The organism is Streptomyces sp. SolWspMP-5a-2 (assembly GCF_900091845.1).
Lineage (GTDB): Bacteria > Actinomycetota > Actinomycetes > Streptomycetales > Streptomycetaceae > Streptomyces > Streptomyces doudnae.
Genome location: NZ_FMCI01000317.1, coordinates 45,979 through 62,306, shown reverse-complemented (window position 1 = coordinate 62,306; position 16,328 = coordinate 45,979). Strand labels below are relative to the sequence as shown.

Genomic DNA, 16,328 nt, shown 5'->3' with positions numbered 1-16,328 from the left:
GGAGCCGTGCTGGTGGTCTCCGCGGCCCCCGTGGCCGCTGTGCCCGCGGGCGCGGTCGGCGCGGCGGCCGCACCGGGCTTGTAGTCGGCGAAGAAGTCCCACCAGGCTCGGTCCACCGAGTTCGGGTCCTGGAGGTACTGCTGATAGATCTCGTCGACGAGCCACTCATTCGCGCCGAACGCCGCGGCGGGGTTCTTGCCCGCTGGGTCGGCGTCGGTGGTGGTGGCACCCCCGGCCCGGAGGGTGGGGGAGCTCGAGTTACTGGGGGACTGTGGCGACACGGCGGCAACCGCCCTCTTCCGCTTCACAAGGTGATGGACAGCGGGAATAAAGGCTACGCCCCCCGGAGGGTGAAGGTCAGGCCGGGCCGGTTCATCGTCGTGTAAGTCACATTACGGAGAGGGTTTCGGGCCCGGAATTGGCGGGAAACAAGCGTGGTTCCCCGCAGTTCCGGGCGTGGCGGGGTGTGGCGACGCGGGCCCGGCACGCGGGGCCTGCGGACGTGTGCCTGATCACACGTGTCCGTCAGCGCGGACGTCGGTGGATCTTGAGGTCGCGCCTCGGACTTTACGTCAACTTTGAAGAGAAGTCTCTCCCGGAAGAGTGACAAGAATCCGGCAACCGCGCTCGGATTCGGCCACGCCGATGCGGCCCCCGTGCAGATCCACCGCCCAGCGCGCGATGGCCAGACCGAGCCCGGTCCCGCCGTCGCTGCCCGCCCCCTTCGCACCACTGCCCGCGTCCCCCCGGTTGAACCGCTCGAAGACCCGGTGCCACTCGGAGCGCGGGATGCCGGGCCCCTCGTCCAGGACCTCCAGCTCCAGCGACTCGGGATGCGCGCCGCGCCGCGCCTTCACGGTCACCCGGCCGTGCGCCGGGCTGTGCTTGACGGCGTTGTCGATCAGGTTGGCGACCACCTGGTGGATGCGCTCCGGGTCGGCGTGCGTGGTCAGCTCGGGCGGGGACACGTCCAGGTGCAGATGGACGTCGGTGCGGGTGTGGGTGCCCGAGCCCGAGGCGATGCCCGCGCGCGCCGGGACGGCCATGTTGGCCTCCTTCAGCACGCCCGACAGATAGGGCCACACCTCGAAGCGCCGCTTGCGCAGCGGGACGACGCCGTTGTCCAGCCGGGACAGGTCGAGGAGTGTCTCCACGAGCCGTCCGAGCCGCTCGGTCTGCTTCAGGGCCGTGCGCATCGTCTCCGGGTCGGCGGGGGAGACGCCGTCGACGATGTTCTCCAGGACCGCGCGCAGCCCCGCGATGGGGGTGCGCAGCTCGTGCGAGACGTTCGCCACCAGCTCCTTGCGCTGCCGGTCCTGGGCCTCCAGCTCGTCCGCCATGACGTTGATCGTCTGGGCCAGGTCGCCCAGCTCGTCCCGGCGGTTCTCGCGCACCCGGCGCGTGTAGTCGCCGTGCGAGATGGACCGGGCCACCGCGTTCATGTCGTCGAGCGGCGAGGTGAGCGAGTGGGCCACGAACTGCGTTATCAGCAGCGTGGCGATCATCGAGAAGACCGTGATGAAGCGCAGCTCGGTCTTGGTGTGCACCGCGATCATCGACAGACCGGTGGTGATCAGCACCGAGGTGACCACCAGCGCGCCGAGCTTGGTCTTCACCGAGAACGGGCGGACCCCGCCCCAGGGGTCGTCCCCGGGGTTCTTCCGTGCGGGCGGCCCGCCGCTCATGGCGTGGGGGTCTCCAGCGCGTAGCCCACACCGTGCACGGTGCGGATCCGCTCGGCGCCGATCTTCCGGCGCAGCGCCTTGATGTGGCTGTCGACGGTGCGGGTGCCGGAGGCGTCCGCCCAGTCCCACACCTCGGCGAGCAACTGCTCGCGGGAGAGGACCGCGCGCGGGGTGTTGGCCAGGCAGACCAGCAGGTCGAACTCGGTGGGCGTCAGGTGCACGTCCTCCGAGCGGACCCGCACCCGGCGCTGCGCGTGGTCGATCTCCAGCTCGCCCAGGCGCAGGATGCCCGAGCGGGGCGTGGTGGCGGCCAGCGCGGCCCGCTCCACCCGGCGCAGCAGCACGTGCACCCGGGCGGCCAGCTCCCGCATGGAGAACGGCTTGGTCATGTAGTCGTCGGCGCCGACGCCCAGGCCGACCAGCATGTCGGTCTCGTCGTCGCGCGCGGTGAGCATCAGCACCGGCACCGGGCGCTGGGCCTGCACCCGGCGGCAGACCTCCAGGCCGTCGAAGCCGGGCAGCATGATGTCGAGGATCAGCAGGTCGGGCTGCCAGGCCTCGGCGGTGTCGACGGCGGAGGGGCCGTCGCCCGCGGTCTGCACGACGAATCCCTCGGCGCGCAGACGGGCCGCGATGGCGTCGACGATCGTCGGATCGTCCTCGACGACCAGTACCCGGCGCTGGGCGCCCTGGGTCGCCGTCGCGCCGTTGTGCGAGGTGTGTGTCTGCTCCATCGCCCGCCCCTGAGTGGCTTTCCGGATCCGTGGGGTGATCCGTTGACTAGCTCATGCCTGCGCATGCTTGCGATTGACGCTCGAATGATCTGCGTCAGAGAAAGCAGAGTACGGGGAGTGACCGCGCCTCGGCTATTCAGGCCGGACGGCGAGATGCACGACGTCGGGAACGCCCCGGGCAACCGTGATCTCTTCGGTACGCACCTGCTGGAAACCGGCATTCCGTAGGGTTTCTTCGAAATCCGGTGACGGCTGGGCGGACCAGACCGCCAGCACCCCGCCCGGGGTCAGCACGCGCGCGCAGGAGGCGAGTCCGGCCGGCCGGTAGAGGCCGTCGTTGTCCTCGGTGACGGTCCAGCCGGGGCCGTTGTCGATGTCCAGGCAGAGCGCGTCGTACGTGGCGCACGTCTCCCGCAGGTGGGTCAGCAGGTCGGCGCGCTCGATCCGGGTGCGCGGGTCGGCGAGGGCCGCGGCGGAGATCGCGGCGAGCGGTCCGTCCCGGTGCCAGTCGACGACGGCCTGCTCCCGCTCGACGACGGTGATCGCGCCGAGGCGCCCGTCGGCCGCCGCGTGCGCGAGGGAGAAGCCGACGCCGAGGCCGCCGATGAGCACCGAGGGCCGCGGGCGCGGACCCAGCGCCGCGAGCGCCGCGTCCACCAGCAGCCGTTCCGAACGGCCGTCCGAGGTGTCCATGAGGAAGCAGCCGTTGGCGATGATCTGGAGCAGGTCGCCGTGGCGCCGCAGCACGACCTCGCCGTAGGGGCCCTCGCGGCGGTCCAGCACGACGGGTCCGGTCTCTGTCGTGGTCATCGCCCCATCCTGCCCCAACGCGAGGCGACGGCCCCGTGGATTTCCGGTGCCGGACAACCCGAACGGGGGAGGGCCCCGGGCGCCGCCGTGTGCCGCCGGGCCGGGGGCGCGCACAGCTCGCTGACAGCCCGCGGACGCAAACTCGGTGCCAAGGGTCGCCGGGATCGGCGCCGTGTGTGACGCCGGTCATGGACAGTGTCCGGTGGCCCCCGGAGGGTGGGGGCGGAACGGAAGGAGCGCCCGCCGTGGAACCCGTCACGGCCGTGCAGGCCGACCCGCGGACCGCGGGCCCGCCGCTCCTGGACGGCATGCCCCGCCAGCGCGGCCCCCTCGCCGCGGCCCCCGCCCCGGCGCTCCCCGCGCCGGGACCCGCCGCTCCGGAACCGGTCCCCGCGCCCGCCCCGGCGCGCCGGTGGCCGCGCCCCTGGCGCCTGCTGCCCACACCGGCCGGGACGCCGTTCACCTTCGCGTACGGGCTGGTGCTGGCCGCCACCTCGCTGCTGGCCGAGCACGCCTCCCCGTCCCTGGTGCACGCCCTGCACCAGGCCACCAGCACCGACGTGGCCCATCTGATCCGCACCCCGCTGCTGGTGCTGCCGGGCAGCGCGCTGTGGGTGGTGGGCGGGTTCACCTCGCCGTACGCGCTCGGCTTCCTGTTCGCGCTGACCGCCCTGGAGCGGCGGATCGGCGGGGTCAGGACCGTCGCCGTCTTCCTGCTCGGGCATGTTCTGGCGACCCTGGTCACCGAGGGGACGGTGGGGATCGGGGTGCTGCTGGGGCGGCTGCCGGACAGTTCCCTGCACCGGATGGACTACGGCATCAGCTTCGGCGTCGCCGCCTGCGTCGGCGCGCTCTGCGGGCTGCTGCCGCGCGCGCTGGGCCTGCCCCTGCTGGGCCTGTACGCCTGGGTGCTGGTGGAGGCGCTGGTCGAGTTCAGCGACCCGATGACCGACTGGGGCCATCTGCTGGCCCTGGCGATCGGCGTCGCGTCCTGGCCCCTGGTCCGCCGCCGGCACACCCGGCGGACGGCGGCGGCCGGGGCCTAGGGGCCGCCCGGCCCGTTCAGCCCGTCGCGGTCGGCCGCTCCCGCGTCCCCAGGTGTTTCGCGCTGGTCAGCGGGGCCGCCGCGCGCCAGCCGAGGGCCTCGTACAGGGCCCGTCCGTCCGGGGTGCCCGCCAGGACGCCGGTGCGGGCGCCGTGTTCGGCCGCGGTCCGCTGCAGGGTGCGCACCACCAGCGCGCCGAGGCCCCTGCGGCGGTGCGCGGGCGCCGTCTCGACCCGGTCCAGGACGGCCGTCGCGCCGGTCGGGGTGATCTGGCCGCGGGCCGCGAGGGCGCCGTCGGGGGCGGTGACCAGCACCTGGGTGACCGCGCCCCGGGTCCAGCCGCGCAGCCGGTAGCCGTCCGGCACGTCCGCGGGCCGGGTCGCGGCCGGGGTCAGCGGCACCGACATCAGGCAGCCGGGCGCCGGGTCGATCCACCAGCGCGGGCCCAGCCAGCCGCCGACCGTCTCCGGGTGCGCGAACACCTTCAGCCAGACGCCGTACCCGGTCACCGGGGCGGCGACACCGCGGACGACGGCCTCCTCGACGGCGCCGTTCACCGCGCCCACGACACGGCGGGAGACCTGCTCCGTCTGGCCGACGTCGATGCTCCAGCCCCACTCCTCGGCCACCGGCTCGGCCGCCCCGCGGGAGACGGCCCAGCCCTCGACCCAGGCCCGCACGAGGTCGTCCATGTCAGCTCCCGGTAATGATCGAACGTCTGAAGAGGGTGTTACCGAGCGCGATCGTAGGCAAGCGTTCCCTCCCGGCGGCAGATCCGATCGCTGACAGCGAACACCTGCGCGGGAACATTCGGCGCCGCCGCGGCATTGAGTCGGCATAGCTCAACTTGACTGCCGAAGGGGAGATCATGGCTGCTGAGTCCACGGCGTTCACCTCGCTCACCCTGCCCGTACTGCCGCTCGACGGCGAGGTCGTGCTGCCCGGAATGGTGGTGCCGCTGGACCTGAGCGACGCCGATGTCCGTGCCGCGGTGGAGGCCGCCCAGGCCGCCGCAGGTTCCGAGCCCGGCAAGCCCCGGGTGCTGCTCGTACCGAGGATCGACGGTGCCTACCCGGGCATCGGAGTGCTCGGCACCGTCGAACAGGTCGGGCGGCTGGCCGACGGCGACCCGGGCGCCCTGATCCGCGGCCGCTCCCGGGTCCGCATCGGCGCCGGTACCACCGGTCCGGGCGCCGCCCTGTGGGTCGAGGGCACCCGCGTCGACGAGACCGTGCCCGAACCGCTGCCGGGCCACGCGGCCGAGCTGGTCACCGAGTACAAGGCGCTCGCCACCGCCTGGCTGCGCAAGCGCGGCGCCTGGCAGGTCGTCGACCGCGTCCAGGCCATCGACGACGTCTCCCAGCTCGCCGACAACTCCGGCTACTCGCCGTTCCTCACCACCGACCAGAAGATCGAGCTGCTGGAGGCCGCCGACCCGGTGGCCCGCCTCAAGCTCGCCACCCAGCAACTGCGCGACCACCTCGCCGAGCAGGACGTCGCCGAGACGATCGCCAAGGACGTCCAGGAGGGCGTCGACAAGCAGCAGCGCGAGTTCCTGCTCCGCCGCCAGCTCGAAGCCGTCCGCAAGGAGCTGCGCGAGCTGAACGGCGACGGCGGCGACGGCGGCGAGGAGTCCGACGACTACCGGGCCCGGGTGGAGGCCGCCGACCTGCCCGAGCACGTGCGCACGGCCGCCCTCAAGGAGGTCGACAAGCTGGAGCGCTCCTCCGACCAGTCGCCCGAGGGCTCCTGGATCCGCACCTGGCTCGACACCGTCCTCGAACTGCCCTGGAACGAGCGGACCGAGGACGCGTACGACATCCAGGGCGCCCGCGCCGTCCTGGACGCCGAGCACGCGGGCCTCGCGGACGTGAAGGAACGCATCACCGAGTACCTGGCCGTGCGCAAGCGCCGCGGCGAACGCGGACTCGGCGTGATCGGCGGCCGCCGCGGCGGCGCGGTCCTGGCCCTCGTGGGCCCTCCCGGGGTCGGCAAGACCTCGCTCGGCGAATCGGTCGCGCACGCCATGGGCCGCAAGTTCGTCCGCGTCGCCCTCGGCGGTGTCCGCGACGAGGCGGAGATCCGCGGTCACCGGCGCACCTACGTCGGCGCGCTGCCCGGCCGGATCGTGCGGGCCGTCAAGGAGGCCGGGTCGATGAACCCGGTGGTCCTGCTCGACGAGATCGACAAGGTCGGCTCCGACTTCCGCGGCGACCCGGCCGCGGCCCTGCTCGAAGTCCTCGACCCGGCCCAGAACCACACCTTCCGCGACCACTACCTGGAGGTCGAACTCGACCTGTCGGACGTGGTGTTCCTGGCCACCGCCAACGTCCTCGAAGCCATCCCGGAAGCCCTCCTCGACCGGATGGAACTGGTCCGCCTGGACGGCTACACCGAGGACGAGAAGGTCGTCATCGCCCGCGACCACCTGCTCCCGCGCCAGCTGGAGCGGGCCGGGCTCGCCGATGACGAGGTGACCCTGGAGGAGAGCGCGCTGCGCAGGCTGGCGGGCGAGTACACCCGCGAGGCGGGCGTGCGCACCCTGGAGCGGTCGATCGCCCGGCTGCTGCGCAAGATCGCCGCCCAGCACGAACTGGGCGAGCGCGAACTGCCGTTCACCGTCACCGACGGCGAGCTGCGCGGGCTCATCGGGCGCCCGCACCACGTGCCGGAGTCCGCCCAGGACCCGGCCGAGCGGCGCACCGCGGTGCCCGGCGTGGCCACCGGCCTCGCGGTGACCGGGGCGGGCGGCGACGTGCTCTTCGTGGAGGCGTCCCTGGCCGACCCGGAGACCGGCGCGGCCGGGCTGACCCTGACCGGACAGCTCGGCGACGTGATGAAGGAGTCGGCGCGGATCGCGCTGAGCTTCCTGCGCTCGCACGGCGCCGAACTGGAGCTGCCGGTGGGCGACTTGAAGGACCGGGGCGTGCACATCCACTTCCCGGCGGGCGCGGTCCCCAAGGACGGCCCGAGCGCGGGCGTCACCATGACGACGGCCCTCGCGTCGCTGCTCTCCGGGCGGCTGGTGCGCACGGACGTGGCGATGACCGGCGAGGTCTCGCTGACCGGCCGGGTGCTGCCGATCGGCGGGGTCAAGCAGAAGCTGCTCGCCGCCCAGCGCGCCGGCGTCACCACGGTGATCATCCCCAAGCGCAACGAGGCCGACCTGGACGACGTCCCGGCGGAGGTGCTGGAGAAGCTGGACGTGCACACCGTCACCGACGTCCGCCAGGTCCTGGAGCTGGCGCTCGCACCGGCCAGGAACGGCGCGGCGCCCGGGGTTCCGGCGGCGGCGTGACGGACGCCGGCGGAGAGGAGGAGGCCCCGGCTCCCGGACGGGAGACCCGGGGCCTCCCCGCGTCCCGGGCCGCGTTCACCGCGCCTTGAGAGGCGGGCCGGGCGGCGTCCGTCAGCCGTTGGCCAGCGCGACGACCCGGTCGAGGGCGCCGTTGAACCTGTCGTGGTCGCCGACGGTCGGTCCTGACGACGTGTACTGCCACATCGTGTGGAAGGACCAGCCGGACGGCAGCGTGCCCGGGTCGGAGGCGTAGCGGGCGATCCAGAGCGGGTTGGTGTTCGCGAAACCCGCGTAGTCGCCCGTGCACTGGCTCCACCAGCTCGTGGCCGTGTAGATCACCGCGTCCCGGCCGGTGCGCGAGCGGTAGGCGGAGAGGAAGTCGGCGATCCAGGCGACCATCGCGCTCGCCGACTTGCCGTAGCAGGCGTCGCCGTAGGGGTTCCACTCGATGTCGAGGACCCCGGGCAGCGTCTTGCCGTCCTTCGACCAGCCGCCGCCGTTCGCGACGAAGTAGGCGGCTTGGGTGGCGCCGGTCGTGGTGTCCGGGGTGGCGAAGTGGTAGGCGCCGCGGATCATGCCGACGCCGTAGGAGCCGTTGTACTGCTGGGCGAAGTAGGGGTTCGTGTAGTACGTGCCCTCCGACGCCTTGGTGTAGGCCCAGCGCACCCCGCTGCTCCACAGCGTGGACCAGGCGACGTTGCCCTGGTAGCCGGAGACGTCGACGCCCTCGGTCTGTGCGGCCTCGCGGGTGGTGGGGCCGCCCGCGCTGCCGTCGTGGGCGAGGACGCCCATGCCGAGGTACGCGGAGCCGCGGGCGGGCGTGTCCGCGGCCGAGGCCGGGACCGCGCAGGTCAGACAGAGGGCGGTGAGCAGGGCCGCGCCGAGAAGACGGCGGGCGGGCCGGGGCGGACCGGGTCTGCGCAGGGGCATGGCATGCCTCCGGGGCTGGTGGTGCACGGTGGGGGAGTGTGCTGCGGGGAGCGGGTGCGCGCGTGGCGGGACACGTGCGCTGATGGCGTGCGCATGCCAGTGGGTGCCTGCCGACGACGCTACGCACGTAGACCGGCCACTGGGAAGAGGGGCCGGACGACGCCGTTGGTCTACGCCTGCGAAATACTTGCCGAGCTGCGGCGATGACGGCGCCCGGCGGAAACTTTCAGGACCGGGAAACCGGACCGGGGCACCGGCCGGGACGACCTAGGCAGGGGCTGACGTGCACGGAAGCGGAAGCGGAAACGACGACGACGGGGCCGGAGCGGGGGGCGGGGCGGTGGCGCCCGGCGCCGACCAGGAGTACCTGTCCCTCGAACGCGAGCTGACCGTCCTGCTGCGGCGCGCCCGCGCCAACCAGGGCGAGATGGCCCGCGAGGTCCACCCCGACCTGGAGCCCGCCGCCTACGGCCTGCTCGTCCGCCTCGACGAGTACGGCCGCCAGCGCGCCACCGAACTGGCCGGATACATCGGCGTCGGCAAGGCCACCATGTCCCGGCAGCTCCGCGCCCTGGAGGACCTCGGCCTGGTCGCCCGCGAACCCGACCCGGCGGACGGCCGCGCCTGGCTCGTCCACCTCACCGACGAGGGCCGCACCCGGGTCGGCCTGGTCCGCGAGGCGCGCCGCGCCCGCTACGTCAGCCAGCTCAACCACTGGGACCGCCGCGAGGTCGCCGAACTCGCCCGCCTGCTCGCCCAGTTGAACGGCGTCATGGAACGCTGACGCCCTCCCGTGCGGCGCCCGCACGGCACCGCGGGGATCGGCCCGCACGGCACCGCGGGGACCGGCACCGCGCCGCCGCGTCCCGCCTCCGTGCCCCGCGTCCGCGCCCGTGAGCGCCGCCGCGCGGGCCGCTCACAGCTCCGCCCAGACCACCGTCGCGTCGTCGTGCGTCTTGCTCCGCCGCAGGAACACCCGCTCCGTGTCCGCGCGTTCCAGCTCCCGCACCCGCTCCACCAGCGCGCCCGCGCCCTCCTTGCGGACCACCGCGAGGCACTGCGTCCAGTCGCCCTCGCCGAACTTCTCCACCCAGCGCGTCGCCCCGTCCGTCAGCGCCGCCAGCGACCGCACCGCGGACCTCGGCAGCGTCCCCGTCACCGCGCGTGCGGCCACCGCGGGGTCGGCCGCCGCCGTGAAGAACCCGCCCTCCCGGTTGCGCAGAAGGGCGTCGACCGCCGCCTCGTCGGCCAGCGCCGTGCGGGGCAGCCGGTCCAGCCGGTCGTCGAGCACCGGCGTGACCGTCCCGTCGGGGGCCTCCACCAGCAGCACCGAGTCGGACAGGACCAGGTATTCGACGGTGTCGGACTGCCAGCGCGCCAGCACCACCGTGGCCTGCGGGGTGCGCGGGTGAGAAAGGTCACAGGTGTCCGCGTGGTCCGCCGCCGTCCGTCCGATGGCGCGGGTCAGTGCCTCGGCCAGGGGCATGTCCGGGCGGGAAACGGTCAGTTCGGTCAGCGCCCCGCCGAGCCGCGCGGTGAACCAGGGGACCGGATGCAGACACCCCGTCCCGCCCCTCGGCGGGGTGACCCCGTCCAGGACGACGACCGTGCCGCCCCGGCCGGACGCGGGCAGCAGGACTCCGGCGAAGTCCTCGTTGGGGCGGGCGGGGTCGCCGGGCTCCGACACCAGTTCCGTACGCATCCGGCCAGTCTGCACGATGCCCCCACCAGCGCGTTCGACGGCCGGCACCGCGGCGCGGATCGGCGTACCCGCGCAGGTCGGGCGCCGTTTCGGCGCGGTGGACCACCGGCACCGCCCGGCGCGGCGGCACATAGTGCCATCGCCCGCCGCAGACGTCCAACCCGCCCACCGGCGGCGCCTGTCGGGCCGCGTCAGAAGACTTGCCCGCCAACTCCCCTCCGATGTTCACTCCTTCGGGTGGCGGAGCGGATGATGCGCGGCCACCGCCCACCGGCGCTGGGAAGGTCGGGGCCCGGTGGAGACAGCCCCCGCCCGCCACCACGCCGGGCACCTGGGGGAAGGTGTACGCGGTCGGCATCGTGTGACGCGATGTCACGCGGGTGATGGGTTTCACGAGTCAGGAATGCGAGCACCGGTGCAGAAGACGCGGCCTCGTCGCACAGGCAGGCAGACGGATCCCGCGGTGGGCGCGGAGCGCGTCCCCGAGACCGGCGGACCCGTCATCGGGAAGGGCCGCCCCACCCACGTGCGCAACCGGCTCATCGTCGCCGTGGCCGTCGTGGCCGCCGCCGTCGCCGCGGCGGGAGCGCCCACCGTGCTGGCCGCCTCCGGACGGCTGAAGGACTCCCAGGAGCTGGTGACGCTCTCCGGGCAGACCAAGGACGCCCTCGGCCTCGCCCACGCGCTGGCCGACGAACGCGACGAGGTCACCGCCTGGATCGCGGCCGGACGCGCCAAGTCGAAGGCGCCCACCGAGCAGCGCAGCGCCCGCGTCGACCGGCAGGTCGAGGAGCTGCGCGCCGACAGCGACACCCCCGACGCCCTCCGGGGCGACCTGAACGCCGTCGCCACCCTGCGCCGCTCCGCCCTCACCGGCCGCAGCAGCGCCCTGGAGGCCCACGACGCCTACTCGGCCGCCATCACCGAACTGCACCGGCTCGCCGAGCAGCTCGCCGACCGGATGCCGCCGCGGGCCGGAGCGGGCGCGCACGCCCTCGCCGAACTGGACTCCGCCGTCCAGCAGTCCGCCGCCGCCCGCGGTCTGCTGCTCGCCGCGCTCAGCGTGCCGCGCACCACCCAGTCCGTCATCGACCCGCTCACCGGGCTGCCGACGACGAGCACCTCCTCCAGCGCCTCCGACGCCAAGCAGCGCGACGCCCTCACCGCCGCCGCCCAGCAGGCCAGGCTGCGCTCCGACGCGGCGCTCTCCGACTTCCGCGACGGCGCCCCCAAGGCGATCCGCGCCTCCTACGACTCCACGGTCACCGGACCCGAGGTCAACTCCGCCGAGAAGTACCTCGCCTCCCTCACCGACCAGCCGACGCTCTCCGACACGGAGCTGGGCACCGACGCCACCAAGGCCGGCGCGGCGCTCTCCGCCCGGGTCGACCTGATGCGCGGCGCCGAGTCCGCCCTCTACGAGCGCCGTGCCAAGGACCTCGCGCACCTCCGCGACGACGACGTCACCGCCCTGGAGATCCGGGTGGCGGCCCTCGGCGCGCTGCTGCTGCTCACCCTCGGCGTCGCCACCGCCATGGCCCGCACCCTCACCCGCCCGCTCGCCGTGCTGCGCCTGGGCTCGGCCCGGCTGGCCGACGCCGAGAACCCGGCCGCCGAGGAACCGATCGCCTTCACCGGACGCAACGACGAGTTCGCCCGCGCCATCCGCTCCGTCAACACCCTGCACGCGCACGCCGTCGCCCTGCACGAGCGGGTCACCACGCTGGAGTCCGACCGCAAGCACCTGGTCGGACAGCGCCAGCGGATGGCCGACGCCCGCGAGGAGCTGCGCGCCGAAATCGCCGACTCCAGCGACCAGTTGGACAAGCTGCGGGAGAGCATCGGCTCCACCTTCGTCAACCTCGCGCTGCGCACGCTGGGCCTCGTCGAACGTCAACTCGCCGTCATCGAGGGGCTGGAGGAGCGCGAGCAGGACCCCGAGCGGCTCGCCACCCTCTTCAAGCTCGACCACTTCGCCACGGTGATGCGCAGGCACAGCGAGAACCTGCTGGTGCTGGCCGGTACCGAGCACGTCCAGCAGAGCGCGGGCCCGGTCCCGCTGATCGACGTGGTCCGCGCCGCCGTCAGCGAGATCGAGCGCTACGAGCGGGTGCGCATCTCGGCGCTGCCGCCGCACGCGCACATCGCCGGGTTCGCCGCCGACGACCTCTCGCACCTGCTCGCCGAACTGATGGAGAACTCCACCGCGTTCTCCCCGCCCGACCTGCCCGTCGAGGTCTCCGGCTGGCTGCTGGAGAACGGCGAGGTGATGCTCTCCGTGCAGGACGAGGGCATCGGCATGACCGCCGAGCGGATGGAGCGCCTCAACACCCGCCTCGCCGAGTTCGACCCGGAGTCGCCCTACGACCAGGAGGGCGAGGAGGGCCTCGGCCTCGGTCTGTACGTCGTCGCCCGGCTCGCCCACCGCCACGGGGTGCGCGTCAAGCTGCGCGAGCAGAAGCAGGGCGGGATCGCCGCCGTCGCCGTCCTCCCGGTGACGCTGCTGGCCTCCGCGCCGTCCGCGGCGGTGCCCGCCCAGGCCGCCGCGCCCGCAGCGGCCGCGACCGCGCAGGTCTCGCTGCCCGGCGCCGACGCCGAGGCCAACTCCAACGTCCTGCGCGCCCGCGCCCCGCACGCCGACCCGCTGGTGGCCCTCGCGGAGGACGCCGTCCGCGAGGCCCGCCCCGCTCCGGCCGCCGCCCCCGCCGAGGAGACGGGCACCGCCGCCCAGACCCCCGCCGACGAGACGGACGCCGCCGACGAGACGGCCCCGGCGGGCGAGGCGCACCCCGAGACCACGATGGAACTCCTCGTCCCCGCCCAGGAGCGGGCCGGGGAGACGCCGGACGAGCCCGCGCGGCAGCGCCCGGAGCAGAACCCCGAGCAGGCCGCGCCGGTGGCGGCGGCCGCGCACAGCGAGACGGAGGCGGAGCACCAGCGCGCCGAGGACGACGACGAGGTCACCGACAAGGGCCTCCCCAAGCGCACCCCGAAGATCACCGAACCGGCTCCCCAGCAGCGCCCGCACAACGCGTCCCTGGACGCCGACGCACTCCGCCGCCGTCTCGGTGGCTTCCGCCGGGGGGCGGAGGCCGGTCACCGCGACGTCCGGGCGGAAATCGCCGAGCAGACCGGGGAGGCGACGCCACCCGCCGCGTCCCGCACCGGCTCGGCCACAACAGAAGAAGCCACGGGGGGCCCTGTCGAGGAGGCAAGCAGTTGACCGCGTCCAGCACCTTCGGGCTGAGCAGCGAGGCCCGCAACCTGCACTGGCTGTTGACGAACCTCGTCGAGGAGGTACCCGGTATCGAGTCGGTCGCGGTGGTCTCCTCCGACGGCCTGCTCCTGCTCTCCTCCGACCCCGAGCGCAACGACGAGGCCCGCAGGCCGGGCGCGGCACGGGCGGGCGGCCCGCGCGGCTCCGCCGCCGACCTCGCCACCGTCGTCTCGGGCATCGGCAGCCTCACCGTCGGCACCGCCAAGCTGATGGACTTCGGCACCGTCAAGCACACCATGGTCGCGATGGACGAGGGCAGCCTGTTCGTCATGTCGATCAGCGACGGCTCGCTGCTGGGCGTGCACGGCTCCGCGGACTGCGACATGAGCGTCGTCGCCTACCACATGGCCCTGTTCGTGGGCCGGGCCGGACATGTGCTGACCCCCGAACTCCGCAGTGAGCTACGGAAATCGCTGGAGTCCGAAGCGGCCGGGAGCACCCGATGACCAGTACCCCCAAGTCGCAGCTCCCGGTGCGCGGTTCGGACCGCAAACCGGCCCGGGTGCGCCCCTACTCGCTCACCGGCGGCCGCACCCGCTTCGGACACGTCCTGCTCGTCGAGACGTTCGTGGCGGCGCTCGAAGCCCCGGACGAACGCAAAGAGTTGACGGGGCGTCAGTTATCGGGCCGGGTCATGCCCGAGATGCTGGCCATCGTCGAACTCTGCCGCCGTATGCGCACGGTGGCCGAGATCGCCGCGCTGCTGAAGATGCCGCTCGGCGTGGTCCGCGTGCTCCTGAGCGATCTCGCGGACCAGGGAAAGATCCGTGTGTACGGAACCGGCACCGGACACGGCACAGGCCGTCCGGACCGCGCTCTGCTGGAAAGGGTGCTGAGTGGACTCCGCCGTCTCTGACGTCACCGACGCCGCCCGGGGCGTCACCCCCGCCGCCGGGGGCGCCGCCGACCCCGACGAGAACCTGCGGTCGTGGCAGACGGACCGCACCCGCGCCCCGGTCGCCACGAAGATCGTCGTGGCGGGCGGGTTCGGCGTCGGCAAGACCACCCTCGTCACCTCCGTCTCGGAGATCGCGCCGCTGCAGACCGAGGCGCTGATGACCGAGGCCAGCGCGGAGACCGACGACCTCACCGCCACGCCGGGCAAGCTGACCACCACCGTGGCCATGGACTTCGGCCGCATCACGCTCGACGACGACCTGGTGCTCTACCTGTTCGGCACCCCCGGCCAGCAGCGGTTCTGGTTCATGTGGGACGACCTGGTGCGCGGCGCGATCGGCGCCGTCGTGCTCGCCGACACCCGCCGCCTCAAGGACTGCTTCCCGGCCCTCGACTACTTCGAGAGCTGCGGCATGCCGTACGTCGTCGCCGTCAACCACTTCGACGGCAGCGAGCTGTTCCGCCCCGAGGACGTGCGCGAGGCGCTGACCATCCCCGCCCGCGTGCCCGTCATGATCATGGACGCGCGGCGCCGGATCTCGGCGATCGAGACCCTCCTCGCCCTGGTCGCCCACGCTCTCGAGGAAACCCCCGAGTAGCCGGACGCCCCCGGGCCGCCCCGAGCGGTCCGGGTCCTCCGGCCGCCCCGCCCTCGCCAGCCCCGGTAGGAGACACCACCCGCATGCGGAAGATACTCGTCGTGGGAGCCGGCCAGTCCGGACTCCAGCTCGCCCTCGGACTCCAGTCGAACGGGTACGAGGTCACCCTGATGTCCAACCGGACGGCGGACGAGATCCGCACCGGCCGGGTCATGTCGACGCAGTGCATGTTCCACACCGCCCTCCAGCACGAGCGCGACCTCCAGCTCAACTTCTGGGAGTCGCAGGCCCCGCGGATCGAGGGCCTGGGCGTCTCGGTCGCCGCCCCCGGCACCTTCGACCCCGGCCCCGCGCAGCGCGCCATCGACTGGGTGGGCAGGCTCGACGGGTACGCCCAGTCGGTCGACCAGCGGGTCAAGATGGCGGGCTGGATGGAGACGTTCGCCCAGCGCGGCGGCCAACTCGTCATCCACGGCGCGGCCGTCTCCGACCTCGACTACTTCTCCCGCGCCTACGACCTGGTCCTGGTCTCGGCGGGCAAGGGCGAGCTGGTCTCCATGTTCGGCCGGGACGACGCCCGTTCGCCCTACCGCGAGCCGCAGCGCGCCCTCGCGGTGGCCTACGTGCACGGCCTCGGCCCACGCCCCGAGCACCCCGACCACGACGCCGTCCGCTGCAACCTGGTGCCCGGCGTGGGCGAGCTGTTCGTGATGCCGACGCTGACCACCTCGGGCCGCGCCGACATCCTCTTCTGGGAGGGCGTGCCCGGTGGCCCGCTGGACGCCTTCACCGGGATCAAGGACCCGGCCGAGCACCTCGCGCTGACCCTCGACCTGATGAAGAGGTTCACGCCCTGGGAGCACGACCGTGCCACCAAGGCCGAACTGACGGACGCGGGCGGCACGTTGGCGGGACGGTACGCGCCGACCGTGCGCAACCCGGTGGGCCGGCTGCCCGGCGGCGGCCTGGTCCTGGGCGTCGCCGACGTCGTCGTCGCCAACGACCCGATCACCGGGCAGGGTTCCAACTCCGCCGCCAAGTGCGCCGCCGCGTACCTCGCGTCGATCCTGGAGCACGGTGACAAGGAGTTCGACGAAACCTTCATGCGGGCGACGTTCGACCGCTACTGGGAGACCGCGCGGCACGTCACCAAGTGGACCAACGCGATGCTGTCGCCGCCCCCGGAGCACGTCCTGAACCTGATCGGCGCCGCGGGCCAACTCGCGCCCGCCGCACACCGGTTCGCCAACGCCTTCGACGACCCGTCGGACTTCGAGAACTTCTTCTACGAGCCGGAGAAGACGAACGCCTACCTGGCGTCCCTGTCCGGCGCGTAGCGCCGCCGCGGGCC

Annotated in this window: 15 protein-coding genes; 8 read left to right on the top strand and 7 right to left on the bottom strand. The window is 73.5% G+C overall.

All coding sequences use genetic code 11. The features are described from left to right. The 4 genes from GA0115242_RS31385 to GA0115242_RS31370 all read right to left on the bottom strand — a co-directional run. Positions 1-281: 2-oxoglutarate dehydrogenase E1 subunit family protein (locus tag GA0115242_RS31385; protein WP_141721816.1), on the bottom strand; the 281-nt coding region annotated here is incomplete at its 3' end. A 291-nt stretch (positions 282-572) separates the two neighbouring features. Further along, a complete protein-coding gene (locus tag GA0115242_RS31380; protein WP_093834505.1) occupies positions 573-1,685 on the bottom strand; it encodes a HAMP domain-containing sensor histidine kinase in 1,113 nt (370 codons plus the stop codon). Further along, on the bottom strand, positions 1,682-2,419 hold the full coding sequence (locus GA0115242_RS31375; protein WP_093834503.1) for a response regulator transcription factor: 738 nt from the start codon (positions 2,417-2,419) through the stop codon (positions 1,682-1,684). Before GA0115242_RS31375 ends, GA0115242_RS31380 begins: the two co-directional genes overlap by 4 nt. Before the next feature lie 132 nt (positions 2,420-2,551). Beyond that, positions 2,552-3,229, bottom strand: a complete 678-nt coding sequence (locus GA0115242_RS31370; RefSeq protein WP_093834501.1) for a spermidine synthase — start codon at positions 3,227-3,229, stop codon at positions 2,552-2,554. 188 nt (positions 3,230-3,417) lie between these two features. Here GA0115242_RS31370 and GA0115242_RS31365 point away from each other — a divergent pair, with 188 nt between their 5' ends. After that, positions 3,418-4,275, top strand: coding sequence for a rhomboid-like protein (locus tag GA0115242_RS31365; protein WP_370672336.1), 858 nt, complete (start codon positions 3,418-3,420; stop codon positions 4,273-4,275). Between the two features lie 16 nt (positions 4,276-4,291). Here GA0115242_RS31365 and GA0115242_RS31360 read toward each other — a convergent pair whose 3' ends face one another. Beyond that, on the bottom strand, positions 4,292-4,966 hold the full coding sequence (locus GA0115242_RS31360; RefSeq protein ID WP_093834497.1) for a GNAT family N-acetyltransferase: 675 nt from the start codon (positions 4,964-4,966) through the stop codon (positions 4,292-4,294). A 176-nt stretch (positions 4,967-5,142) separates the two neighbouring features. Between GA0115242_RS31360 and lon the strand changes: the two genes are divergently transcribed. Continuing rightward, the gene (lon, locus tag GA0115242_RS31355; protein WP_093834495.1) at positions 5,143-7,572 is read left to right on the top strand and encodes an endopeptidase La; all 2,430 of its coding nucleotides are present in this window, start codon (positions 5,143-5,145) and stop codon (positions 7,570-7,572) included. Positions 7,573-7,683: 111 nt separating this feature from the next. Here lon and GA0115242_RS31350 read toward each other — a convergent pair whose 3' ends face one another. Continuing rightward, entirely contained in the window at positions 7,684-8,502 is an 819-nt protein-coding gene (locus GA0115242_RS31350; RefSeq protein ID WP_093834493.1) for a lysozyme, read from the bottom strand. Positions 8,503-8,785: 283 nt separating this feature from the next. On the opposite strand from GA0115242_RS31350, the gene GA0115242_RS31345 reads away from it, so the two are divergent. Next, entirely contained in the window at positions 8,786-9,286 is a 501-nt protein-coding gene (locus GA0115242_RS31345; protein ID WP_370672335.1) for a MarR family winged helix-turn-helix transcriptional regulator, read from the top strand. Between the two features lie 132 nt (positions 9,287-9,418). Here GA0115242_RS31345 and GA0115242_RS31340 read toward each other — a convergent pair whose 3' ends face one another. After that, complete coding sequence (locus GA0115242_RS31340) at positions 9,419-10,204, bottom strand: protein phosphatase 2C domain-containing protein (RefSeq protein ID WP_093834489.1); 786 nt, start codon at positions 10,202-10,204, stop codon at positions 9,419-9,421. 403 nt (positions 10,205-10,607) lie between these two features. Here GA0115242_RS31340 and GA0115242_RS31335 point away from each other — a divergent pair, with 403 nt between their 5' ends. From GA0115242_RS31335 to GA0115242_RS31315, 5 genes are all read left to right on the top strand, one after another. Further along, positions 10,608-13,427: a sensor histidine kinase gene (locus tag GA0115242_RS31335; RefSeq protein WP_202556048.1), complete on the top strand. Its 2,820-nt coding sequence runs from the start codon at positions 10,608-10,610 to the stop codon at positions 13,425-13,427. Next, the gene (locus tag GA0115242_RS31330) at positions 13,424-13,927 is read left to right on the top strand and encodes a roadblock/LC7 domain-containing protein (RefSeq protein WP_093834485.1); all 504 of its coding nucleotides are present in this window, start codon (positions 13,424-13,426) and stop codon (positions 13,925-13,927) included. Before GA0115242_RS31335 ends, GA0115242_RS31330 begins: the two co-directional genes overlap by 4 nt. Further along, the gene (locus GA0115242_RS31325) at positions 13,924-14,337 is read left to right on the top strand and encodes a DUF742 domain-containing protein (protein ID WP_093834483.1); all 414 of its coding nucleotides are present in this window, start codon (positions 13,924-13,926) and stop codon (positions 14,335-14,337) included. The genes GA0115242_RS31330 and GA0115242_RS31325 overlap by 4 nt, the downstream gene beginning before the upstream one ends. Continuing rightward, positions 14,318-14,977, top strand: a complete 660-nt coding sequence (locus tag GA0115242_RS31320; RefSeq protein WP_093834481.1) for a GTP-binding protein — start codon at positions 14,318-14,320, stop codon at positions 14,975-14,977. The genes GA0115242_RS31325 and GA0115242_RS31320 overlap by 20 nt, the downstream gene beginning before the upstream one ends. 83 nt (positions 14,978-15,060) lie before the next feature. Next, on the top strand, positions 15,061-16,314 hold the full coding sequence (locus tag GA0115242_RS31315; RefSeq protein WP_093834479.1) for a styrene monooxygenase/indole monooxygenase family protein: 1,254 nt from the start codon (positions 15,061-15,063) through the stop codon (positions 16,312-16,314). Positions 16,315-16,328 lie beyond the last annotated feature (14 nt).